The following is a 22,969-nucleotide window of genomic DNA, read 5'->3' as shown; positions in this document are numbered from 1 at the left end:
CAGACCCCCCTGCCGGCCCTGAAGGGGCCTTGTCCTCAAACGCCGGACGGGCTGAGGGGGCGGGCCTGCGCTGGATGGATGCAGTAAACGGGTGGGTTGGTGGGTGGGAAAACTCGGCCTGGGGCGGCCGCCGGGTGCATGGGAAGGCGTTTCGAGGGCACCCTGCCAACGGACCGAGACAGGCGGGTGGGTGGGGGACCAAGGACACGACGCGGTCACGATCACCCGCTTGACACCCGAGGCGCACTTGCCGACCCCCACGACCCGGCGTAGACCAGACCGCACGGACAGCGCCGAACACGTTCAACGCCGAACGACGAACGGGGCAGACATGCGCAGCATCCTTCGTACACGCACCCTGACCGCAATCTCCGCCACCGCCCTCGCCCTCACCCTCGCCTCCTGCGGCTCCGACGACGACCCGGGCGACAAGGGCACCGACCCCAGCACGAGCACCGGCGGGGACACCTCCGCCTCCGTCGAGCTCCCCAAGCTGGACGGCCAGACGTTAGAGGTCGCCGCCGTCTGGACAGGGCCCGAGCAGGAGAACTTCACCAAGGTCCTGAAGGAGTTCGAGAAGCGAACGGGCGCGAAGGTCAACTTCGTACCGACCGGCAACAACACGTCGACGTTCCTCGGTACGAAGATCCAGGGCGGCAAGCCCCCGGACGTCGCGTTCCTGCCCCAGGTGGGCGTACTGCACCAGTTCGCCGAGAAGGGCTGGCTCAAGCCGCTCGGCGCGGACGCCCAGGCCCAGCTCGACAAGAACTTCGACGCCGGCTGGAAGGATCTCGGCGCCTTCGAGGGCAAGCAGTACGGCATCTACGTCAAGGCCGCCAACAAGTCCCTGGTCTGGTACAACACCGCCGCGTTCGAGGCCGCGGGCGTCACGGACACCCCCGCCACCTGGAAGGACTTCATCGCCACCGCGCAGACGCTCTCCGACGCCGGTTCTCCCGCCGTCTCCGTGGGCGGCGCCGACGGCTGGACCCTCACCGACTGGTTCGAGAACGTCTATCTGTCGCAGGCCGGGCCGGAGAAGTACGACCAGCTCGCCCAGCACAAGATCAAGTGGACCGATCCGTCCGTCAAGGACGCTCTGACCACCCTCGCCGAGCTCTGGGGCAAGGACGATCTCCTCGCCGGCGGTCGTTCCGGCGCGCTGGCGACCGAGTTCCCGAAGTCGGTCACCCAGACGTTCTCCGGTGACACACCGGCGGCGATGGTCTTCGAGGGCGACTTCGTGGCCGCCAACATCAACGCGGACACGAAGGCGAAGCTCGGCACGGACGCGAAGGTCTTCCCGTTCCCGGCGGTCGGCGACCAGGCCCCCGTCGTCAGCGGCGGCGACGTAGCCGTGTCGCTGAAGGACGGCGCGGGCGCCCAGGCCCTGCTGACTTTCCTGGGCTCGACGGACGCGGCCGAGATCTGGGCGGCACAGGGCGGCTTCCTCTCGCCCAGCAAGACGATGGACCAGTCGGCCTACAAGGACGACGTCACCCGGGACATCGCGAAGGCTCTCATCGCAGCCGGCGACGACTTCCGCTTCGACATGTCCGACCAGGCTCCGGCCGCCTTCGGCGGTACCCAGGGCGTCGGCGAGTGGAAGGACCTCCAGGACTTCCTGAAGAACCCGAAGGACGTCGCGGGCACCCAGAAGCAACTAGAGGCCGACGCCGCCAAGGCGTACAAGAACGGCTGACGGCACCGGCATGGAGTCGCAGAGAGACAACACGCCGACCACCGTCACCACGAATACGAACACGAGTACGAACGCAAACCCGGCCCCGGTCAAGGCCAAGAGCGTCACCGGCACCCGCTGGTGGGTGGCAGGCCTGTTCCTGCTGCCCGCCCTGGTCCTGCTCGGCTCGCTCGTCGTCTACCCGATCGGTTACTCCGTCTGGCGCAGCCTGTACGACGCCGACGGATCGGGTTTCGTCGGCCTGGAGAACTACGGCGACATCTTCACGAACGACGCCACGCTGACCGCCGTACGCAACACGGCGATCTGGGTGGCCGTCGCGCCCGCTCTCGTCACCGCGCTCGGTCTGATCTTCGCGGTGCTGACCGAACGGGTGCGCTGGGGTACGGCGTTCAAGCTGATCGTCTTCATGCCGATGGCGATCTCGATGCTCGCGGCGGGCATCATCTTCCGCCTCGTCTACGAGCAGGACCCGGACCAGGGTGTCGCCAACGCGATCGTGACGTCCGTGCACGACGCCTTCGTGGACTCCTCCGTCTATCCGAAGGCCCGCCCGAACGCCCAGGCGAGCGACCTCAGGTCGTCCGGCGGAGGCTCGTTCACCTCCACCGGAACCGTCAGCCCGGGCACCCCGGCGCTGCTGCCCCTCGTGGGCATCGCCCCCAACAAGCTCCCCGGCACGCCCGAGAACGCGAAGGCGGCCGGCACTTCCGGTTCCGGGATCAACGGCACCGTCTGGCTGGACTTCAAGCTCGGCGGCGGTGGTACGAAGGGTCAGGTCGACCCGGATGAGAAGGCGCTGAAGGGCGTCAAGGTCGAGGCCGTGAAGGACGGGAAGGTCGTGGCCTCGGCGACCAGCGGCGCCGACGGGACCTTCACCCTGCCCGCCGACGCCGACGGAGCCCAACTCCGCCTGCCGGGCTCGAACTTCGCCGCCTCCTACAACGGGATCGACTGGCTCGGGCCGACCCTGGTCACCCCGGCCATCATCGGCAGCTACACCTGGATGTGGGCCGGGTTCGCGATGGTGCTCATCGCGGCGGGGCTCGCGGGCGTGGACCGGAATCTGCTGGAGGCGGCGCGCGTCGACGGCGCCAACGAGTGGCAGGTGTTCCGGCGGGTGACCGTGCCGCTGCTCGCACCCGTACTGGTCGTCGTGCTCGTCACGCTGATGATCAACGTGATGAAGGTGTTCGACCTCGTCTACATCATCGCCCCGCAGCCCAGTCAGGACGACGCCAACGTCCTCGCGCTCCAGTTGTTCCTGTCGTCGTTCGGCGGAGGCGGCAACTACGGCGTCGGCAGCGCGATCGGCGTCATTCTGCTGCTGCTCGTCCTGCCGGTGATGTTCGTCAATCTGCGTCGACTCAGGAAGGAGCGCCAGCGGTGACCGCTCTCGATCCGACCCTCGATCCCACTCGCGACCGGCCCGTACGCGCCAGGCGCTCCCTCGCCGCCCGGGTGGCCGCCGGCGCGGCGGGCGGGGTGATGCGGTTCTTCCTCATCCTCGTCGCGCTCGTCTGGATGGTGCCGACGTTCGGGCTGCTCGTGTCGTCGTTCCGCGACCCGACGGACATCTCCACCTCCGGGTGGTGGAAGGTCTTCACGGCTCCCGGGCAGCTGACCGCGAAGAGCTACAGGACGCTGCTGGAGAACGACGCGATCACCAGCTCCCTCCTCAACACCGTCTGGATCACGGTCCCGGCGACCCTTCTGGTCGTCATGATCGGCGCGATGGCCGGCTACGCCTTCGCGTGGATGGACTTCCGTGGGCGCGACTGGTGGTTCCTGGTCGTCGTCGCGCTGCTCGTCGTACCCGTGCAGGTGGCGCTGATCCCGCTCTCCGACCTGTTCGGGAAGATCGGGATCTTCGGCGACATCATCGGGGTGGTGCTGTTCCATGTGGGGTTCGGGCTGCCGTTCGCGATCTTCCTGCTGCGGAACTTCTTCGCGGAGATCCCGCGCGAGCTGCTGGAAGCGGCCCGGCTGGACGGCGCGGGCGAGATGCGGCTGTTCGCGACCGTCGTCCTGCCGCTCGCCGCGCCCGCCATCGCGTCCCTGGGGATCTTCCAGTTCCTGTGGGTGTGGAACGACATGCTGGTCGCGCTGGTGTTCTCCGACTCCCAGTCGCAGCCGCTGACGGTCGCGCTCCAGCAGCAGGTACGTCAGTTCGGCAGCAACATCGAAGTGTTGGCGCCCGGCGCGTTCATCTCGATGGTGATTCCGCTGGCCGTGTTCTTCGCGTTCCAGCGGCAGTTCGTGTCGGGGGTGATGGCGGGCGCGGTCAAGTAAGCGAGTTCGCAAGGAAGCGAGTGAGCAAGTAAACGGATAAGCATCTCACTTGTGGGGTTACGGGTCCAAACGCCCTTGTCCCCCACATGCCGCAATCGGCGTAACCAAGTCACTCCATCGGCCGTTCCCGGGCAGTAGGCCCGCGTCGACCCACCGACCCATGGATGTGCCTTGCCCAGGTTCAGTGTCATCGTCCCCGCGTACAAGGTTCAGGCGTATCTGCAGGAGTGCCTGGAATCGGTGCTCGGCCAGTCGTATCCGGATCTCGAAGTCATCGCCGTCGACGACTGCTCGCCCGACGCCTGCGGTGCGCTCGTCGACGAGTTCGCGGCGCGCGACGCCCGCGTGCGCCCCGTCCACCTCCCGGAGAACGGCGGGGTGGGCGCGGCGCGCAACGCGGGCGTCGAGCGCGCGACCGGGGACTATCTCGTCTTCGTCGACGGCGACGACGCCCTCGCCCCGGACGCCCTGCGGGCGATCGCCGACCGGATCAAGGAGGCGGGCGACCCGGACGTCCTCGTCTACGACCACGCGCACGCCCTCTGGACCGGCGAGACCGTCCGCAGCCCGTTCCTCCATCAGCTCACCGAACAGGGTCCCGTCCCCTTCCGGCTCGACGACCGGCCATTGCTGCTCAAACTCCCGCTGGTGGCCTGGAACAAGGCCTACCGGCGGGAGTTCGTGGAGCGCGAGGGCCTCACCTTCCCGGCGGGTGCCTGTGCGGACATCCCCTGGACGGTTCCCTCGCTGCTCGCCGCCGAGTCGGTGGCGACCCTCGACCGGGTGTGCGTCCACCACCGCAGGCAGCGGCAGATCGGCAGCACTCCCCCGGCTCAGGGGCACTTCGACATCCACGAGCAGTACGACCGTGTCTTCGCGTTCGTCGACGAGCGCCCCGAACTCGCGCACTGGCGGCCGGTGTTGTTCCGCCGGATGGTCGACCAGCTGATGGCGGTGCTGGCCCGTCCGGACCGGCTGCCGCGCACCGTCCGCGCCGAGTTCCTGCGCAGGTCCCGGGACCACTACCGCCGTTACCGCACCCCGGGCGCCGCCGTACCGCTGCACGCCCGGCTCCGGCACCTTCTCGTCCGGACGGGCAGTTATCGCACGTACCGGGTGGTGCGGCTCGCCTCCGCCCTGCGCCGGCACCTCACCCGTTTCGTCAAGTCCCTTGCGCGCGGCGTCCGATCGGCCGCACTGCGGCTGCACTACCGGGTCCAGCGACGGCTGCCGGTGCGGGCCGACCGGGCGGTCTTCGCCAGTCACTCCGGCCGCGGGTACGGCTGCAACCCCGGCGCCCTGGAAGCCGCGTTCCGTTCCTTCGTGCCGGGCATGCGGACGGCGTGGGTGGCCCGCCCCGAGCACCATCACACGCTCCCGACGGCGACCGCCCGGGTGCGACCGGGTACCGCCGCCTACTGGACGGCGCTGGCTCGCTCCAAGTACCTGGTGAACAACGGGAGTTGGGACAGCCGTTACGTGAAGCGGGCCGGCCAGACGGTGATCCAGACCCAGTACGGGACCCCGCTGAAGCGCATGGGCCTCGACCTCCAGGAGCGACCGGCCGCCGCCCGCGACACGGACTTCACGGAGCTCGTCGCGGACGTCGACACCTGGGACCACTGTCTGTCGGCCAACCGCCACTCGACCCTCGTATGGGAGCGGGTCTTCCCCGGCGGCTACACCACCCTCGAAACCGGGCAGCCCCGCAACGACGTGTTCCAGCAGGCGACTTCGGCGGACGTGGCCCGGCTGCGCGAGTCGCTCGGCATCCCCGAGGGCTCGGTCGCGATCCTGTACGCGCCCACCCACCGCGACTATATGCGCGGCCCCCGGCACACGCTCGACCTGGAACGCGTCCTGCGTCAACTCGGCCCGCGCTACGTCCTGTTGGCCCGCGCCCACCACATCTACGACGCCCCGCTGGCACCCGCCTCCGGCGGCCGGCTCATCGACGTGACCGGCCATCCGAGCATCGAGTCGCTGTGTCTCGCCTCGGACGCGCTGGTCACCGACTACTCGTCGCTGATGTTCGACTACGCCAACCTGAACCGGCCGATCGTGATCCACTCGGACGACTGGGAGGCGTACGAGGCGGCCCGTGGCACGTACTTCGACCTGCGGGCCTTCCCGCCGGGCGCGATCGCGCGCAGCGAGGACGAACTGATCGACATCTTCGCGACCGGTCACTGGCGCGGGTCGCGCTCCGCGCAGCTGCGGGCCGCGTTCCGCGAGCGGTTCTGCCCGTACGACGACGGGCGCGCCGCCGAACGGGTCGTGCAGCGGCTGGTGTTGGGCGGAACGGCCGGTCAGGCGCCGGTCACTCCGCTCGCCGAGCGCCACCCGGTGCCGTCGGCGGCGGACGCGTTCGCCGCCGTTCCGCTCGCGAGCGTGCCGCACCCGCAGCCCAGCACCGACGGCACGCCCGCCCTCAACGGCTCCTGAGCGACTCACCGCCCGACCGGTACTACTCGATGACGAGGTCGACCTCGATGTTGCCGCGCGTGGCGTTGGAGTACGGGCAGACCTGGTGGGCCTGCTCGACCAGCTTGCGGCCGGTCTCCGCGTCGACGGTGTCGGGCAGCTCGACGCGGAGGGTGACCTTGAGGCCGAAGCCCTCGCCCTGCTTGCCTATGCCGACCTCGGCGGTCACGGCGGCGTCACTGACGTCGACCTTGGCAGCGCGGCCGACCATGCCGAGCGCGCTGCCGAAACAGGCGGCGTAACCGGCGGCGAAGAGCTGCTCCGGGTTGGTTCCGGCGCCGTTGCCACCCAGCTCCACCGGCATGGCCAGCGCAAGGTCGACCTTGCCGTCGGAGCTGACCGCGCGGCCCTCCCGGCCGTGCGTGGCGGTGGCGACTGCGGTGTAGATCGCGTCCATGGAAGCCGTCCCTCTCATCGAACTCATCAACTTCAGAGCTTCTCGGGGAGCCCCCTGCGGGGCTCCGTGATGGAGATAATTAGAGCACACAATTCAATTGTGCACAACTAGATGGTGGGCAAGGAGGTATCCTGGAGCCATGTCAGCAACCTCCGCCGAGGACTACCTCCGTCTCGACCAGCAGATCTGCTTCTCCCTGAACGCGGCGTCGCGCGCCTTCAACGGCGTCTACCGCGTGGTCCTCAAGGACCTCGGGCTCACCTACCCGCAGTACCTGGTGATGCTCGTGCTGTGGGAGCACGGACAGCTGCCCGTGAAGAAGCTCGGCGAACACCTGCGCCTCGACTCCGGCACCCTGTCACCGCTGCTCAAGCGGCTGGAGACGGCCGGTCTCGTCCGGCGCGAGCGCAGCGCCCGGGACGAGCGGTCGGTGGAGGTGCGGGCGACCGAGGAGGGCCTCGCGCTGCGCGAGCGGGCGCTTCAGGTGCCGCGCCGGATCGTCGCGGCGACCAGCTTCGACGTGGACGAGATCCGCGCGTTGCGGGCCCGTCTTGACGAGCTCACTGTCTCTCTGGACGCGGCAGCGCTGGACGCGTGACGCTCTTGGGGCGGCTGCGGCGCCGTTGTGGCTGGTCGCGCAGTTCCCCGCGCCCCTTACGAGCGCCCTGCGCTCGTACAGGCGCAGCGTTACCCCGCTTCCGGTCAGCTCCCTCCTCGGCTCGAACTCCGTCTCCACCACCGCCAGTTTGGCCCGTTCCGTCGGGCTGTCCGGGTGCCAGGACGGGCGCAGGGCGTACGGCTCGGCGACCAGCCAGACATGGTCCAGCCCCGCCAGCCTGCGCCGGAGCGCGGCCGGGCCCGTTTCGACGCCGTACAGCGTGCCGGACGTGCGCGCGGACTCGGCGAGGGCCAGGTCCCGGGTCCCCCGGAAGCCCTTCGGGTACGCCAGTGCCGAGCGCCGTCCGATGGCCGGCAGGAACAACACCGGGTCGCCGGGGCGCAGTTCACGGGACGCGAGCGCGGAGGCGACCGCGAGGTTCTCGCCGCCGCGCTGCGCCATGGAACGGTCCTGCCGGAGCAGCGGCAGCTGGTGCGCGCAGACGAGGGTCACGGCGAGCACCCCGGCCGCGGTGACGGTCGCACGGGGCGAGCGAGGCAGGGCCCGCCCGACCCGGTCGGCCCCGGCGGCGACGAGAAGGGGGGCGCCGGCGAGGGCGTACAGGACGTAGCGGGCGTCGTAGAGGGGCGACCACTGCGAGACGGTCATGAGGATCATGGCTGGTACGAGGAGCAGCGGGAGGGCGACGGCGGGGAGGGACGGTCCGCGGCCGGGGTGTGTGCTCCGGGGGTGGAGCAGCGCCACGTACATGAGGACCAGACAGGGCACGAGGACCTCGTCCGTCGGGCCGGTGAACTGGCGTACGAGCTGGTCGACGCTGCCCTGTCCGGGCGGCCGCAGCCAGGCCACCTGCGCCGACTGGGCGTGCGAGAGCAGTGCCAGCGGGAGCAGCGCCGACGTCACGACGCCCGCCGCGCACAGCCAGCCGGCCCAAACCCGCCGGGGGACCCGGGCGAGCGCGAGGGTGACGGCATGGGCGAGGAGCAGCAGTACGGCGAACTCGTGGAGGAGGCAGGTGACGGCGAGGACCACTCCGTACGGCATCCAGGAGTGGCCCCCGAGTGCCCGCAGAAGCAGCAGCGTCGCGCCGGCCGCGCCGGCCGCGACCATGGCGTACGACCGGCCCTCCTGGGCGTAGTGGCCGACCATCGGATTGACCGCGTACAGCAGTCCGGCCCAGAGGCCGACACGGGGGCGGGCCAGGCGGCTGCCGAGGACCGCGACGAGGCCCGCGGCGGCGGCTGCGGCGAGGACGGACGGGAGCCGCAGGAGGACCTCGCCGGGGTGGACGGCGAGGACGGGCCGCATGAGCAGGTAGTACAGGCCGTGCACGGCGTCGACCTCGTGCAGCAGCCGCCAGATCTGCGGCACCGTGCGTCGCGCGACCTGGAAGGTGGCCGCCTCGTCACGCCATATGCCGCCCCGGTCGAGTCCCCAGCAGCCGATCACCAGCATGACGGCCATGGGGATCACGGGGACCGCGACGGCGGCTGTCTTCTTGTTCATCTCCTTGTTCATCGGCCTGTTGATCACGGGCCTGATTTTGTGCGATTAAAGAATCTTTGCTGGTGATCGACAGATGATTGCTGGTGGATTAATTACAGTTCGATGATGTATTGACGTGAATGCGGCATTCATCCGGATTACGATCCGGCCGTGACGAGACCCCCCACCTCCACCCCCATCACCCGCCTCCTCACTCTCGCCGTCGGCTGGGCCGCCTCCCGTGCCCTGATGCTGTGGCTGCTGGTTCACGACGGCCTCCCGCTGCTCGGCGGCGGTGGCGTGGCACGTGAAGTGCAGCGGCTGTACTTCCGCTGGTACGGCGTTCTCACCCAGGGCACGTTCCCGGTGGACGACAAGCTGTGGCAGTACCCGCCGGGCGCGGGTCCGGTGCTTCTGTCGCCCGCGCTGCTGCCGACGCTGACGTATTTCGAGGCGTTCGTGGTGCTCACGCTCGCCGCCGACGCGCTCGTCCTGTTCGCCCTCACGCGCGCGGGAAGGCGCCCGGGCCGTTCCCTGCACGGTGCCGTGTACTGGACGGCGAGCCTGCCGCTTCTCCTCCATGTGCCCCTCGCGCGCTACGACGTGCAGGTCACGGCCTTCGCCGTCATCTCCCTGTTGACGTTGTCGCGGTCCCCGCGCGCGTGCGGGGCGTTCGCGGCGCTGGGCGCCCTGGTGAAGGTCTGGCCGGCGCTGGTGCTGCTGGGGATGCCGAAGGGCCGTACGACCCGGTCGGCGTGGACGTCCGGGACGCTCACGGCGGCAGCCGCCCTGGCGCTCCTGGCCACGGTCTTCAGCAACCCCTTCTCCTTCCTGCGCCAGCAGGGCGGCCGGGGCGTGCAGATCGAGTCGTTCGGCGGCACCGCGCTCTCCCTCGCCACGCGCGCCGGGTGGCAGGGGCGCGTGCGCTACCAGTACGGCGCGATGGAGTTCGTGGGCCCGTACGTCTCCGCGGTGGCGGCCCTGTCCCTCGCCCTGACCGCGGTGGCGTTCGGGTTCCTGCTGCTGTGGCGGGTACGGGCCCGGCACTGGACGGAGGCCACGCCGTTCGACGCGGCGCTGACCGCCGTACTCCTCTTCACGGTCACCAGCCGGGTCATCAGCCCGCAGTACATGGTCTGGCTGCTCGGGCTGGCCGCCGTGTGCCTGACCTCGCGGTACACCGGCCAGCGCCCGGTGGCGTGGCTGCTGGTGGCGGCCTCGGCGGTCAGCGGCCTCGACTATCCCGTCCTGTACGCGGAGGTCGCGCACTGCACCTGGACGGGGGTGACGGTGATGGTCGTACGCAACGGCCTGCTCGGCGCGGCGGCGATCCTGTCCTTCGTACGACTCTGGCGCTCGACCCGGCCGGCCGGGGTTCCCCTTCCGTCGCCCGCTTCCGCCCGTCCACTTCCCGAGCGGGAACCAAGTGCGGCTTAACGGGAGTTAACTGACAAAGTCGAAGCGAGCACCCGACCCATCCGACCACACCACCACACGAGGGGACGGCCGAACATGACCTGGCTGATCACCGGCGGCGCCGGCTACATCGGGGCGCACGTCGTGCGCGCGATGACCGAAGCGGGGACCCGAGCTGTGGTGTACGACGACCTGTCCACCGGTATCGCCGAGCGCGTCCCGGACGGCGTCCCGCTGGTGGTCGGCTCGACCCTGGACGGGGAGCGGGTGGCGCGGGCCCTGCGGGACCACGAGGTGACGGGCGTGGTCCATCTGGCGGCGAAGAAGCAGGTGGGCGAGTCGATGGACCGCCCCCTGCACTATTACCGGGAGAACGTGGAGGGGCTGCGCGTCCTGCTGGACGCGGTCACTGCGGCCCGCGTCCCGTCCTTCGTGTTCTCGTCCTCGGCGGCGGTGTACGGCACGCCGTCCGCCGCGCGGGACGGGGACCTGGTGTCGGAGGACACGCCGTGCGCACCGATGAGCCCGTACGGGCAGACGAAGCTGGCGGGTGAGTGGCTGGTCCGCGCGACGGGCAGGGCGACAGGCCTGTCGACAGCGAGCCTGCGCTACTTCAACGTGGCGGGCGCGGCGGCCCCGGAGCTGGCGGACGTGGGCGTCTTCAACATCATCCCCATGGTCTTCGAACGCCTGACGGCCCATGAACCCCCGCGCGTCTTCGGCGACGACTACCCGACCCCGGACGGCACCTGCGTACGGGACTACGTCCACGTCGTGGACCTGGCGGAGGCCCATGTGGCGACCGCCAGGGCGCTGGAGGCGACGCCCGGCCGCGACCTCACCCTCAACATCGGCCGGGGGGAGGGCGTCTCGGTCCGCGAGCTGATCGACCGCGTGAACGAGACGACGGGCCACACCCTGCCCCCCGTCGTGTCCCCGCGCCGCCCGGGCGACCCGGCGCGAGTGGTGGCCTCGGCCGACCGCATCGCCACGGAACTGGGCTGGAAGGCCAAGCACGACGTCCAGGACATGATCACCTCGGCGTGGGCGGGCTGGGTCCGGCTGCACCCGGAGGCGGGGAAATCGGGGGAATCCGCCCTGCGGACGGACTAGGACTCGGCGAACCAGCGGGCCCCTACTGGTTGTTCAGATACGCCAGTACCGCCAGCACCCGGCGGTGGCCGCTGTCGCTCGGGGGCAGGCCCAGCTTCAGGAACACGTTGCCGATGTGCTTGCTGACCGCGCGTTCCGTGACCACCAGGGTCTTGGCGATCGTCGTGTTGTCGTGGCCCTCCGCCATCAGCTCCAGGACCTCCCGCTCGCGTGGGGTGAGGGAGTCGAGGGGGGAGTCGCGGCGGCGGGTGAGGAGTTCGGCGACGACCTCGGGGTCGAGGGCGGTGCCACCGTCGGCGACGCGTTCCAGGGCGTCGAGGAACTCGTCGACCCTGCCCACGCGGTCCTTGAGGAGGTAGCCGACGCCGCTCGCGCCGCCGCCCAGCAGTTCCGCCGCGTACGACTCCTCCACGTACTGGGAGAGGACCAGCACCGGAAGGCCGGGAATCCGCTCCCTCGCCTCCAGCGCCGCCCGCAGACCCTCGTCGCGGAAACCGGGCGGCATCCGGACGTCCAGCACGGCCGCGTCCGGACGGTGTTCGAGCAGGGCGGGGAGCACCTCGGGGCCGCTGCTCGCGACGGCCACGACCTCGTGCCCGGCCGACGTCAGGAGGAGGACGAGCCCTTGCCTCAGCAGGGCGTTGTCCTCGGCGATCACTACGCGCATGACGGTCCTGTTCTCGATCCGGTCCAGCTCGCCGGTCAAGCGGCGATCGCGCTCACCATACGCAGGGCAGTTCCACATCGATCACGGTCGGCCCCCCTACCGGGCTCGACACGTCCACGCTCCCGTCCAGCGCGGCCACCCGACGGCGCATCCCGAGCAGTCCGGTGCCGCCCTTCTCGTCGGCGCCACCCTGTCCGTGGTCGCCCACTCGGACCTTCAACCCCCTTGGCACGCGGGCGAGTTCCACCCAGGCGGTCGGCGAACCGCTGTACTTCGCCGCGTTGGTCAGCGCCTCGGCGATCACGAAGTACGCGGCGGCCTCGACCGCCGCGGGGGCCCGTACGCCGTCCTCGACACCGTCGTCGACCACGCCGACCTCCAGGCCACTGCTCGACGCCAACGCCCGTACGGCGCCCACCAGTCCCCGGTCGGTGAGGATCGGCGGATGGATGCCGCGTACGACGTTGCGCAGCTCGGCGAGTGCCTCCTCGGCCTGGTCCTGGGCGTCCTCCAGCAGCTTGCGGGCGGCGTCCGGGTCACGGTCGTACGCCCGTTTCGCGAGGCCGATCCGCATGGACAGGGAGACCAGGCGGGCCTGGGCGCCGTCATGCAGGTCCCGTTCGATGCGCCGGAGTTCGGCGCCGTGCGCGGCGACCGCGTCGGCCCGGGTCGCCTTCAGCTGCTCGACGCGCTCCACGAGTCGAGCCTTCGGCGAGGGCTTGAGCAGCGCGGCCGACCAGGCGGCGTCGAGGTCGGCGAGCCGGCTGATGAGCGGGAGGACGACGGCCTCGCGGCGCAGCAGTCCGCACCACACACCGTCGACGACGAGGCCCACCGGCCAGAGCGGGATCATCAGCAGCGGCAGGGCGCCGTACACGTAGTAGGCGAGCATCCAGGTCAGGTCGGTGCGCGTACCGGGGTCGCGGACCACGATGCGCAGCTTCTCCTTCAGCCTGCCCTCGACGGGCAGATACGCCTCGGGGATCTCCACGCCCGACCACTCGGTCGTCATCCGCCGCTTGGTGCCGGCGATCCGGCGGACGAGCAGGACCGTCTCGGGCAGCAGCCCGGCGCCGACCACCGCGAGCGTGGCGGTGGCCGTGATGAGCAGGACGGTGATGAAGATGTACGAGCCGAAGGCCAGGATCGCCACCGCGACCAGCTGGACCGTGGCCCGCGCCGCCTGCCGCAGTGTCTTCCACATGGTCATCAGGCTAGGCGACGAGGAGTCGGGCGCACGGGAGAGCCTGCTCCCGGGTGACGGTGTAGCCCGCTACACCATTTCCCGGCTTCCCCGGCTTCCCGGGCACCGCCGCCGGAGCGACCGCTTCCGTCGTGCGGATCAGCCCGCCGGCCTGCCGGTCCGCCGGCGGATCACAGCGCCTGCAGTGCCGCCGTGGTCGCCCGGGCCAGCGACGCCAGGTAGCCCTTCGGCAGCTTGGGGTTCCGGATCACCACCGAGCGCCAGTAGAGCGGCCCGGAGATCAGGTCGAGGGCCAGGTCGGGGTCGATGCCCGAACGGACCTCGCCCCGCTGCTCCGCCGCCGCAACGATCCCGCTGGCGACGCCCTCCTGCCCCTCCCGCAGCGCCTTCTGCATGGCGTCGGCGATCTCCGGGTTGCGGGCCGCCTCCGCCTGGAGGTCGGGGATGACCTGCGAGGCCACCGGGTGGCGCAGCGCGCGGGACGTCAGCTCGTACAGCATCCGCAGGTCGCCCTCCAGCGTGCCGGTGTCCGGCGCCGGGAGCCCCTGAACGGCGATCGCCGAGACCAGGTCGAGGACCAGGTGCAGCTTCGAACGCCAGCGCCGGTACACCGCCGTCTTTCCGACGCCCGCCCGGCGTGCGATGCCCTCGATCGACATCCGCGCGTATCCGACGGACGCCAGTTCCTCGAACACGGCCGACCGGATCGCCTCCGTCACGTCCTCGCGCAGTACGGCGGCTCCGGCGGGGGCCCGGCGGCGGGTCCGTGCCGGTGCGGTCCCGGGCTCGTCGGTGTTCGTCGTCATGGGGACCAGCATAGAGGCGTGACGACGAAACGGTTGCGTTCCGACGCCGAATCGGAATACGCTCCCGTCACGACGATACGGTCCCGTCCCGACGTAAGAGTCTTGCAAGAATCGCGTAAGGAACCCAAGGAACCGGCGGGGGACGCCTGCGACGGGAACCGGTCGCGCACCCCCTTCCCCCCGAGCGAAAGCAGCGGATGTGAGCCAGGCCCTCGACACACCGCCCCAGTCCACGCCACCCTTCCCAGGCGTCACGCAGGCCGGCGACCACCTCACGGCGCTCGCCGTCCGGCACGGTCTCTCGGTCAGCGGCGCCCGTCCCACGCTGCGTACGTACGTCAGCCAGCTGTGGGCGCGGCGCCACTTCATCACCGCGTTCGCCACCGCCAAGCTCACCGCCCAGTACAGCCAGGCGAAGCTCGGCCAGGTCTGGCAGGTGATGACCCCGCTGCTCAACGCGGCGGTCTACTACTTCATCTTCGGCGTCCTGCTGGGCACCAAGCACGGCGTGCCGGACTACATCCCGTTCCTGGTCACGGGCGTGTTCATCTGGACATTCACGCAGGGCGCGATCATGGCGGGCACCCGCGCGATCGCCGGCAACCTCGGCCTGGTCCGGGCCCTGCACTTCCCGCGTGCGGCCCTGCCGATCTCCTTCTGCATCCAGCAGCTCCAGCAGCTGCTGTTCTCGATGACCGCGTTGATCGTCATCCTGCTCTGCTTCGGGATCCCCGTCACCGCCTCCTGGCTGCTGGTCATCCCCGCCCTGGCACTCCAGTTCGTCTTCAACACGGGCGTGGCGATGATCATGGCGCGGATGGGCGCGTCGACTCCGGACATCGCCCAGCTCATGCCGTTCATCCTGCGCACCTGGATGTACGTGTCGGGCGTGATGTGGAGCCTCGACAAGCTGGGGAAGAAGGATCACCTGCCGCACGCGGTGGTGGTGATGCTGGAGACCAACCCGGCGGCGGTCTACATCGACCTGATGCGCTTCGCCCTGATCGACAGCTACCACTCGAGCCAGTTGCCGGCGCACGTCTGGCCGATCGCGGCCGGCTGGGCGCTGCTCGCGGGCGTCGGTGGCTTCATCTACTTCTGGAAGGCTGAGGAGACGTACGGCCGTGGCTGAGAACCCGAACAACATCCAGGACCAGACGCCGGACGAACTGGTTCCCACCGTCGTCGCCAACGGCGTCGACATCGTCTACCGGGTCAACGGCACGGGTGCCGGTCGCGGCACCGCGACCGCCGCCCTCAACCGCATGATGCGGCGCAAGCAGAGCGAGAAGGCGGCCGGTGTGCGCAAGGTGCACGCCGTCAAGAACGTCTCCTTCGTGGCCTACCGCGGCGAGGCCGTCGGCCTGATCGGCACCAACGGCTCCGGCAAGTCCACGCTGCTCAAGGCCGTCGCCGGACTGCTGCCCGTGGAGAACGGCAGCATCTACACGGACGGCCAGCCCTCCCTTCTCGGCGTCAACGCGGCCCTGATGGGCGACCTGACGGGCGAGCGCAACGTCTACCTCGGCGGTCTCGCGATGGGCATGTCCCGGGAGCAGATCAAGGAGCGCTACCAGGGCATCGTCGACTTCTCGGGGATCAACGAGAAGGGCGACTTCATCACCCTGCCCATGCGCACCTACTCCTCCGGCATGGGCGCCCGTCTGCGCTTCTCCATCGCCGCCGCCAAGGACCACGACGTACTGCTGATCGACGAGGCGCTGGCCACCGGCGACCGGTCCTTCCAGATGCGCTCCGAGGAACGCATCCGCGAGCTGCGCAAGCACGCCGGCACGGTGTTCCTGGTCAGCCACAACAACAAGTCGATCCGCGACACCTGCGACCGCGTCCTGTGGCTGGAACGCGGCGAACTGCGCATGGACGGCCCGACGGACGACGTACTGAAGGAGTACGAGGCCTTCACGAACCGCCCGGCGGCCAAGCCCGCCCGCGCCGCCTAGGGCAGGTCCTCGACCGGTCCTAGTGGCGGAACACCCAGGTGCGGTAGACGAGGAAGCGGAACGCCGAGGCGAGCACGATCGAGACGCCCTTCACCTCATTCGACTCGACCGGACCGTGCAATCCCAGACCGTGATAACCGATGTAGAACAGCCCGCTTTCCATCGCGATGCCGATCGCGCTGAACACGAAGAACAGCGCGATCTGCTGCCTGGTACGTGAGGCCCTGTCCCGGTACGTGAAATAGCGGAAACCCAGATAGTTCGAGCCCATGGCGATGAGGCTGGACAACACCGTGGCCGTCATCGCCCGCCAACCGAGCCCGTGCAGCAGCAGGTTGAAGAACACGAAGTTCACGAGCACGCCACTGCCGCCGACGGCCCCGAATTTCACCGCTTCAAGGATTACCCGCCGCACCGACCGGACCGAAACGGACGGGCGCTCCTCGGAGACATTCACACTCACGCCCGCGACTTTATCCGAGGTGTCCGGTCTAGCAGGAAAGGGTAAATTCCCCGTCTGCTTTTCTCTAACAGTTGTCAAGAAAACGAGGGCACCCCCGGCTGTCACAGCCGGGGGCGCTCGTTCACCTACCGCAGTTCACATACGGCCGTTCACGTACCGCCTACGAATGGGCCCGCAGCAGCGTCCGCATCGTCCGCATCGCGACCGACAGGTTCGCCAGGTCGAAGGCGTCCGAGCTCTGGATCTCGTCCAGGGTCGTGCGCGCCCGGCCCAGGAGCGCGGTGTTCTTCTCCTCCCACGCCTTGAAGCGCTGCTCGGGCGTCGACGAGCCGTTGCCGACCGCGAGGACGTCCGCCGTGAGGGACGCGTGGGCCGCGTACAGATCCTCACGGATCGAGGCGCGGGCCATGGACTGCCAGCGGTCGGCCCGCGGCAGCTCGATGATGCGGTCCATGAGCTGCGTGATGTGGAGACGGTCGGCGAGGTCGTAGTAGACCTCGGCGACGTCCATCGGGTCGCGGCCCATCCGGTCGGCGACCGAGACGATGTCCAGCGTCGGGAAGGCGGACGAGAACCCCGCGACCCGGGTGGCGAGTTCGCCGGGGACGCCGGCTTCGGTCAGCTCGTCGTAGATCTTCTGGTACCACTCCAGATCCGCGCCGCTCAGCAACCTGGCCAGCTGGGACCAGACCTGACCGACCCGCTCACCGAAGAACTCGATGGTCTCCGTGAGTTGCACCGGCTGCGGCCGGTTGTTGAGCAGCCAGCGGGTGCCACGCTCCACAAGTCGCCGCGAGTGGAGGCGGATCCGGGTCTGGACGGCGGCCTCGACCGTGTTGTCGAGCGCCTCGACCGCGTCCCACACCGCACCGGAGTTGAAGATCGCGCGAGCCGCGGTCTGCGCCCGCACGACCTCCTCCAGCGAGGCGCCGGTCTCCTCACGCAGCCGGTGCAGGAAGCTCGTACCGCCCGTGTTGACCGTGTCGTTGACGAGCACGGTCGTGATGATCTCGCGGCGCAGCGCGTGTCCCTCGATCTGCTCGGGGAACTTCTTGCGCAGCGCGCTCGGGAAGTAGGCGTCCAACAGACGCCGCAGGTACGGGTCTTCGGGCAGCGAGGTGCGCAGCAGCTCGTCCGACACCGTGATCTTCGTGTACGCGAGGAGCACGGCCGTCTCCGGACCGGTCAGCCCCTGCCCGGTGTTCAGCCGTTCACGGATCTGCCGGTCGGTCGGCAGGAACTCGATGGCCCGGTCCAGGTGGCCTTCACGCACCAGGTGGCGCATGAAGCGCTGCTGGGCGTGGAGCATGTCCGGTGACTGGGCGAGGGCGTTGGCGATGGCCGTGTTCTGCGCGTAGTTGTTGCGCAGGACGAGCCCGCCGACCTCGTCGGTCATCTGGGCGAGCAGCTTGTTGCGCTGCTTGACGGTCATGTCACCTTCGGTGACAAGGGAGTTGAGCAGGATCTTGATGTTCACCTCGTGGTCGGAGGTGTCCACGCCCGCGCTGTTGTCGATGGCGTCGGTGTTGATCTTCCCGCCGCGCTGCGCGAACTCGATCCGCCCGAGCTGGGTGAGCCCGAGGTTGCCGCCCTCGCCGACGACCCTGACACGCAGGTCGCCGCCGTCGACACGGATGGAGTCGTTGGCCTTGTCACCGACGTCGGCGTGCGACTCCGTACTCGACTTGACGTACGTACCGATGCCGCCGTTCCACAGCAGGTCGACCGGCGCCTGGAGGATCGCCTTCATCAGGTCGGCCGGGGTCATCTTGCCGACGGCGCCCTCGATGCCGAGCGCCTCGCGGATGTGCGAGTTGACCGAGATGGCCTTGGCGGTGCGGGGGAAGATGCCGCCCCCGGACGAGATCAACTGGCTGTCGTAATCCGCCCAGCTGGACCTCGGCAGCTCGAACAGACGCCGCCGCTCGGCGTACGAGGTGGCCGCGTCGGGCTTCGGATCGATGAAGATGTGCCGGTGGTCGAAGGCGGCGACGAGCCTGATGTGCTCGCTCAGCAGCATGCCGTTGCCGAACACGTCACCGCTCATGTCACCGACGCCCACGACGGTGAAGTCCTCGCTCTGGGTGTCGACGCCCAGCTCGCGGAAGTGCCGCTTGACGGACTCCCAGGCGCCGCGCGCGGTGATGCCCATGCCCTTGTGGTCGTACCCGGCCGAGCCGCCCGACGCGAAGGCGTCCCCGAGCCAGAAGTTGTACGACTGGGCGACCTCGTTGGCGATGTCCGAGAACGTCGCCGTGCCCTTGTCGGCGGCGACGACGAGATAGGTGTCGTCCTCGTCGTGCCGAACGACGTCGGCGGGCGGCACGACCTCGCCGGCCACCAGGTTGTCGGTGATGTCGAGGAGCGCCGAGATGAACGTCTTGTAGCTCCTGACCCCCTCGGCGAGCCACGCGTCCCGGTCCACACTCGGATCCGGCAGTTGCTTGGCGACGAACCCGCCCTTGGCGCCGACCGGCACGATGACGGTGTTCTTCACCATCTGCGCCTTGACCAGCCCGAGGATCTCGGTACGGAAGTCCTCGCGCCGGTCCGACCAGCGCAGCCCGCCGCGCGCGACCTTCCCGAACCGCAGGTGGACGCCTTCCACCTTCGGCGAGTAGACCCAGATCTCGTACGCCGGACGCGGCGCGGGCAGGTCCGGGATGGCCTGCGGGTCGAACTTCATGGAGACGTAGTCGTGCGGCTTGCCGCCCGCGCGCTCCTGGTAGAAGTTCGTCCGGAGGGTCGCCTTGATGACGGTGAGGAACGACCGCAGGATGCGGTCCTCGTCGAGCGAGGCCACCTGGTCGAGGGCCGCGTCCAGCTCCTCCATGAGGGCGTCGGTCAGCTCGACGCCCGCCCGCTGCCGCTCCGGCGACATCCGCGCCTCGAACAGCGACACCAGCAGCCGGGTGGTGTGGACGTTGTTGCGGAGGGTGTCCTCCATGTAGTCCTGGCTGAACGTGGAACCGGCCTGCCGCAGGTACTTGGCGTACGCCCGCAGCACCAGCGCCTGACGCCAGTCGAGGCCGGCGCTCAGCACCAGCGCGTTGAAGCCGTCGTTCTCGGCCTGGCCGGTCCAGGTGGCCGAGAAAGCCTCCTGGAAACGCTCGCGGCCGTCGTCCCCGAGATAATCCCCGCCACTGCTCAGCGACTTGGGCAGCCGGAGCCCGAAGTCGTAGATCCAGGCGGTGGTCCGGTCCGAGCAGCGCAGCTCGTACGGCCGCTCGTCGATCACCTCGACGCCGAGCCGGTTGAGGACGGGGAGCACTGCGGACAGCGAGACGGACTCGCCGGTGCGGTAGATCTTGAAGCGGCGCTCACCGGGCGCCGCGTTCACCGGCTCGTAGAGGCTCAGCGCGAAGTTCGTGCCGACGCCCAGCTTCTCCAGGTGGACCAGGTCGGCGACCGCGGCACGCGGGGTGTGGTCGGCCTTGTAGCCCTCGGGGAAGGCGTTCCCGTACCGGCGCAGCAGTTCGGCGGCGCGCTCCTCACCGCACTCCGCGTTGAGGGCCTCCGCGAAACCGTCGGCCCAGGAGCGGGCGGCCTCGACGAGCCGTGCCTCGATGCGTTCCTTGTCCTGGTCGGACAGCTGCGGCAGTTCGGTGCCCTGCGGAACGCGGACGACGAAGTGCAGCCGCGACAGGATGGACTCGGTGTTCCAGGCGGTGAAGTCGACGCTGGTGCCGCCGAGTTCCTCCTTCAGGATGTCGATGATCCGCAGCCGTACGCCGGTGGTGTACCGGTCACGGGGCAGATAGACGAGGGCGGAGTAGTAACGCCCGTACTCGTCCTGCCGCAGGTAGAGCCGCAACCGGCGCCGCTCCTGCAGATACAGCACCGAGGTGACGATCGCCCGGAGTTCGTCGGGCGGCGTCTGGAAGATCTCGTCGCGCGGGTAGGTCTCCATGATCTGGAGCAGGTCGCGCCCGTCGTGGCTGTTGGGCCCGAATCCGGCACCGCGCAGCACCTCGTCGACCTTGCGGCGGACGACGGGCACCCGGCGCACGGACTCGGTGTAGGCGGCGGAGGAGAACAGCCCCAGGAACCGCCGCTCACCGACGACGTCACCGTTCTCGTCGAACTTCTTGACCCCGACGTAGTCGAGATACGACGGCCGGTGAACCGTGGCGCGGCTGTTGGCCTTCGTCAGCACGAGAAGCTTGTGCTCGCGGGCCTTGGCCCGGGCGTCGGCGGGCAGCCGCTCGAAGGAGGGGCTGACCGGATGCCCCTCGTTCTCGGAGTGGTGCGGATCGGCCCGCAGGATGCCGAGCCCGGTCCCGGGCACGGCGGCCAGCGAGTCGTCCCCGCGCAGTTCGTACTCGCGGTAGCCGAGGAAGGTGAAGTGGTCCTGCGCGAGCCAGCGCAGCAGCTCGCGCGCCTCTTCGACGTCCTGGTCGACCAGATCGTCGGCGGTCGGCTCCTTGGGCAGCTCGTCGGCGATGCGCAGCGCGGCGTCGCGCATCTTGTCCCAGTCCTCGACCGCCTCACGGGTGTCGGACAGGACGCGCTGCAGGTCGCTGGTGATCTGCTTCAGATCGGCGCGGTCGGTCTCGCGGTCGATCTCGACATGGATCCACGACTCGACGTGCGCGTCGTGGGGCAGCTCGGTCCCGGCGACCGGGGTGGGCAGCACCTCGATGAGCCGGCCGGTGAGGTCCCGTCGTACGACGAACTGCGGATGGATGACGAGATGGATGCCGCGACTCTGCCGGGACAGTTCGTTGGTGACCGAGTCGACGAGGAAGGGCATGTCGTCGGTCACGACCTCGACGACGGAGTGGCTGCACGTCCAGCCGTTCTCCTCGACGGTCGGGGTGTGCACCCGCACGCTCGCCTTGCCCTGCGGACGGGTCGCGCCCAGCCGGTAGTGCGAGAAGGCCGCGCCGAAGACGTCGTCCGCTTCGCGGCCGAGGAGGTCCTCCGGGGCGGTGTGCAGGTAGTAGCGCTGGAGGAACGCGAGCACGGTGTCGTGGTCCGGGGTGCCGGGGTCTCCGCCGGGCATGGTTGCACGTGTCGTCCCGGTCGGTAGGTGCCCCCCGACCGGGCTGTTCTCAGCTACCCGGGCGGCCCTTTCGAGCAGCTCGGCCTTGGCTTCGTCCAGCTTGGTCTGCATTGTCCTCTGACTCCTGTCGCGCGCCGTTGCGTGACGTAGAAGGAAGTACGGTCCCTCCCGCGGTACAACGCCTCGACGCGGGGTCTCCGGTCTGTTCCGACGCTATGCCGCAAGGGGGGAAGAGCGGGGGGTTATCAGCCATTCTCGGCACCCCGGCGGAGTGTGACGCTGCTCTCGGCAGCGCCGGTCCGTGGGATGCGTACGGCGTCCTGGGAACCCTCGGGGTTCCGTCCCGCCCGCGCCGACCAGCGATCGCCACCCGGGCACGGATGTGGTCCGTGCATTCCGGGCGCAAGGCAGGGACGACTGCGCCCCCGCGACGTATCGCGCTGATCACGCCACCAGGCTATCGCTCATCACGGGGGCCACGTCATACGCCATTTGTGTACAAAAACCGGTCGGCAAGTTTGCCAGTCTGCACAGTGGAGAGAAAGAGAGGCCTTCCAGACACCCCGAACGGCGCTTACAGCGACTACAACGACTACGCGGCCAGCCGCTCGGCCTCCGCGACCGCCTCCTCCAGGCTGTCCACCACAGGGACACCCACTTCTTCGAGGCTGGCCCGGCCGTGGGAGCCACCGGTGTAGAGCACGGCCAGCGCACCCGCGTGCAGTGCGGCGATCGCGTCGTCGGCGGCGTCCCCGATGACCACCGTGCGCGCGGCCTCGACGCCGGTGAGGGCCTCCAAGTGGCGCACCATGTGCTCGGCCTTGCTGCCGCCGGAGGGCCCGGTCCGCCCGTCGACCCGGACGAAGTGCGGCTCGATCCCGAATCCCCTGACCAGCGGAACGAGATCGGCATGCCCGTACATGCTGAGAATGGACTGACTGCGCCCCGCCGACTGCCACCCGGCAAGCAGATCCCGCGCACCGACGGCCAGCTCGCACGCCACGCGGTGCTCCGCGTAGTACCGGTGGAAGATGTCGTCCATGACAGCCCACTCGGCGTCCGTGGGCAGCCGCCCGAGCAGCCGCTCGTAGAACCGAGGCACCGGTACGCAGTACAGCTGCCGGTACTGCGCCAACGTGATCGGCGCCAGCCCCAACTCGGCGAACGCGGCGTTCGTCGCCCCTATGACGGCATCGGTGTCATGGAACAGGGTCCCGTTCCAGTCCCAGACGATGTGCGCCGTTCCGTGCTTCCCCATAAAGAGAAAGTACCCCTCACCCCCGCCGCCGACCCGCACGTTCAGCCCGTCCGGCGTTTGAGGACGAGCGCTTTCGGCGCGAAGGGGGGTCTGGGGG

16 protein-coding genes are annotated in these 22,969 nt (G+C 69.5%); 9 read left to right on the top strand and 7 right to left on the bottom strand.

Annotated features, from left to right (window positions below; translation table 11 throughout):
- Positions 1 to 331 precede the first annotated feature (331 nt).
- From STRTUCAR8_RS40105 to STRTUCAR8_RS40090, 4 genes are all read left to right on the top strand, one after another.
- Complete coding sequence (locus STRTUCAR8_RS40105; protein WP_006382093.1) at positions 332 to 1,702, top strand: ABC transporter substrate-binding protein; 1,371 nt, start codon at positions 332 to 334, stop codon at positions 1,700 to 1,702.
- A gap of 10 nt (positions 1,703 to 1,712) precedes the next feature.
- Positions 1,713 to 3,092 carry a carbohydrate ABC transporter permease gene (locus STRTUCAR8_RS40100; RefSeq protein ID WP_006382091.1) on the top strand — a complete coding sequence of 460 codons (1,380 nt, stop codon included), beginning with the start codon at positions 1,713 to 1,715 and terminating at the stop codon, positions 3,090 to 3,092.
- A gap of 98 nt (positions 3,093 to 3,190) precedes the next feature.
- On the top strand, positions 3,191 to 3,994 hold the full coding sequence (locus STRTUCAR8_RS40095) for a carbohydrate ABC transporter permease (protein ID WP_407705502.1): 804 nt from the start codon (positions 3,191 to 3,193) through the stop codon (positions 3,992 to 3,994).
- 171 nt (positions 3,995 to 4,165) lie between these two features.
- Positions 4,166 to 6,439 carry a bifunctional glycosyltransferase/CDP-glycerol:glycerophosphate glycerophosphotransferase gene (locus STRTUCAR8_RS40090; RefSeq protein WP_006382096.1) on the top strand — a complete coding sequence of 758 codons (2,274 nt, stop codon included), beginning with the start codon at positions 4,166 to 4,168 and terminating at the stop codon, positions 6,437 to 6,439.
- Between the two features lie 22 nt (positions 6,440 to 6,461).
- Here the strand turns inward: STRTUCAR8_RS40090 and STRTUCAR8_RS40085 are convergent, their stop codons facing one another.
- On the bottom strand, positions 6,462 to 6,875 hold the full coding sequence (locus STRTUCAR8_RS40085) for an organic hydroperoxide resistance protein (protein ID WP_044473707.1): 414 nt from the start codon (positions 6,873 to 6,875) through the stop codon (positions 6,462 to 6,464).
- A gap of 139 nt (positions 6,876 to 7,014) precedes the next feature.
- On the opposite strand from STRTUCAR8_RS40085, the gene STRTUCAR8_RS50810 reads away from it, so the two are divergent.
- The 3 genes from STRTUCAR8_RS50810 to galE all read left to right on the top strand — a co-directional run bounded on the left by STRTUCAR8_RS50810 (position 7,015) and on the right by galE (position 11,508).
- On the top strand, positions 7,015 to 7,473 hold the full coding sequence (locus STRTUCAR8_RS50810) for a MarR family winged helix-turn-helix transcriptional regulator (protein WP_078507457.1): 459 nt from the start codon (positions 7,015 to 7,017) through the stop codon (positions 7,471 to 7,473).
- A gap of 1,677 nt (positions 7,474 to 9,150) precedes the next feature.
- Complete coding sequence (locus tag STRTUCAR8_RS40070) at positions 9,151 to 10,416, top strand: glycosyltransferase family 87 protein (protein ID WP_006382094.1); 1,266 nt, start codon at positions 9,151 to 9,153, stop codon at positions 10,414 to 10,416.
- A gap of 75 nt (positions 10,417 to 10,491) precedes the next feature.
- On the top strand, positions 10,492 to 11,508 hold the full coding sequence (gene galE, locus STRTUCAR8_RS40065; RefSeq protein WP_006382106.1) for a UDP-glucose 4-epimerase GalE: 1,017 nt from the start codon (positions 10,492 to 10,494) through the stop codon (positions 11,506 to 11,508).
- Positions 11,509 to 11,530: 22 nt separating this feature from the next.
- Here galE and STRTUCAR8_RS40060 read toward each other — a convergent pair whose 3' ends face one another.
- The 3 genes from STRTUCAR8_RS40060 to STRTUCAR8_RS40050 form a co-directional block, all read right to left on the bottom strand.
- A complete protein-coding gene (locus STRTUCAR8_RS40060; protein ID WP_044473710.1) occupies positions 11,531 to 12,175 on the bottom strand; it encodes a response regulator in 645 nt (214 codons plus the stop codon).
- A gap of 52 nt (positions 12,176 to 12,227) precedes the next feature.
- The gene (locus tag STRTUCAR8_RS40055; RefSeq protein WP_044473705.1) at positions 12,228 to 13,379 is read right to left on the bottom strand and encodes a sensor histidine kinase; all 1,152 of its coding nucleotides are present in this window, start codon (positions 13,377 to 13,379) and stop codon (positions 12,228 to 12,230) included.
- A gap of 170 nt (positions 13,380 to 13,549) precedes the next feature.
- Positions 13,550 to 14,185, bottom strand: a complete 636-nt coding sequence (locus tag STRTUCAR8_RS40050; RefSeq protein WP_078507458.1) for a TetR/AcrR family transcriptional regulator — start codon at positions 14,183 to 14,185, stop codon at positions 13,550 to 13,552.
- A 199-nt stretch (positions 14,186 to 14,384) separates the two neighbouring features.
- Between STRTUCAR8_RS40050 and STRTUCAR8_RS40045 the strand changes: the two genes are divergently transcribed.
- Together STRTUCAR8_RS40045 and STRTUCAR8_RS40040 are read left to right on the top strand one after the other, a co-directional pair.
- The gene (locus STRTUCAR8_RS40045; protein WP_006382100.1) at positions 14,385 to 15,317 is read left to right on the top strand and encodes an ABC transporter permease; all 933 of its coding nucleotides are present in this window, start codon (positions 14,385 to 14,387) and stop codon (positions 15,315 to 15,317) included.
- Positions 15,310 to 16,146, top strand: coding sequence for an ABC transporter ATP-binding protein (locus STRTUCAR8_RS40040; RefSeq protein WP_006382099.1), 837 nt, complete (start codon positions 15,310 to 15,312; stop codon positions 16,144 to 16,146). The genes STRTUCAR8_RS40045 and STRTUCAR8_RS40040 overlap by 8 nt, the downstream gene beginning before the upstream one ends.
- Before the next feature lie 19 nt (positions 16,147 to 16,165).
- On the opposite strand, the gene STRTUCAR8_RS40035 is transcribed toward STRTUCAR8_RS40040, so the two are convergent.
- The 3 genes from STRTUCAR8_RS40035 to STRTUCAR8_RS40025 form a co-directional block, all read right to left on the bottom strand.
- Complete coding sequence (locus STRTUCAR8_RS40035) at positions 16,166 to 16,609, bottom strand: GtrA family protein (protein WP_234372710.1); 444 nt, start codon at positions 16,607 to 16,609, stop codon at positions 16,166 to 16,168.
- A gap of 160 nt (positions 16,610 to 16,769) precedes the next feature.
- Positions 16,770 to 21,725, bottom strand: coding sequence for an NAD-glutamate dehydrogenase (locus STRTUCAR8_RS40030; protein WP_006382098.1), 4,956 nt, complete (start codon positions 21,723 to 21,725; stop codon positions 16,770 to 16,772).
- A gap of 481 nt (positions 21,726 to 22,206) precedes the next feature.
- Entirely contained in the window at positions 22,207 to 22,872 is a 666-nt protein-coding gene (locus STRTUCAR8_RS40025) for an HAD family hydrolase (RefSeq protein ID WP_044473708.1), read from the bottom strand.
- Positions 22,873 to 22,969 lie beyond the last annotated feature (97 nt).

It is taken from the genome of Streptomyces turgidiscabies Car8 (assembly GCF_000331005.1).
GTDB classification, from domain to species: domain Bacteria; phylum Actinomycetota; class Actinomycetes; order Streptomycetales; family Streptomycetaceae; genus Streptomyces; species Streptomyces turgidiscabies.
The sequence above is the reverse complement of the archived record's forward strand: the minus strand, read 5'-3'. Positions and strand labels throughout refer to the sequence as shown.

Excerpts from the sequence above, each read along its gene's own strand:
- STRTUCAR8_RS40050 (WP_078507458.1), bottom strand. The coding sequence starts at position 14,185 with ATGACGACGAACACCGACGAGCCCGGGACCGCACCGGCACGGACCCGC.
- STRTUCAR8_RS40085 (WP_044473707.1), bottom strand. The coding sequence starts at position 6,875 with ATGGACGCGATCTACACCGCAGTCGCCACCGCCACGCACGGCCGGGAG.
- STRTUCAR8_RS40105 (WP_006382093.1), top strand. The coding sequence starts at position 332 with ATGCGCAGCATCCTTCGTACACGCACCCTGACCGCAATCTCCGCCACC.
- STRTUCAR8_RS40100 (WP_006382091.1), top strand. The coding sequence starts at position 1,713 with ATGGAGTCGCAGAGAGACAACACGCCGACCACCGTCACCACGAATACG.
- galE (WP_006382106.1), top strand. The coding sequence starts at position 10,492 with ATGACCTGGCTGATCACCGGCGGCGCCGGCTACATCGGGGCGCACGTC.
- STRTUCAR8_RS40025 (WP_044473708.1), bottom strand. The coding sequence starts at position 22,872 with ATGGGGAAGCACGGAACGGCGCACATCGTCTGGGACTGGAACGGGACC.
- STRTUCAR8_RS40060 (WP_044473710.1), bottom strand. The coding sequence starts at position 12,175 with ATGCGCGTAGTGATCGCCGAGGACAACGCCCTGCTGAGGCAAGGGCTC.
- STRTUCAR8_RS40095 (WP_407705502.1), top strand. The coding sequence starts at position 3,191 with ATGCGGTTCTTCCTCATCCTCGTCGCGCTCGTCTGGATGGTGCCGACG.
- STRTUCAR8_RS50810 (WP_078507457.1), top strand. The coding sequence starts at position 7,015 with ATGTCAGCAACCTCCGCCGAGGACTACCTCCGTCTCGACCAGCAGATC.
- STRTUCAR8_RS40055 (WP_044473705.1), bottom strand. The coding sequence starts at position 13,379 with ATGTGGAAGACACTGCGGCAGGCGGCGCGGGCCACGGTCCAGCTGGTC.
- STRTUCAR8_RS40030 (WP_006382098.1), bottom strand. The coding sequence starts at position 21,725 with ATGCAGACCAAGCTGGACGAAGCCAAGGCCGAGCTGCTCGAAAGGGCC.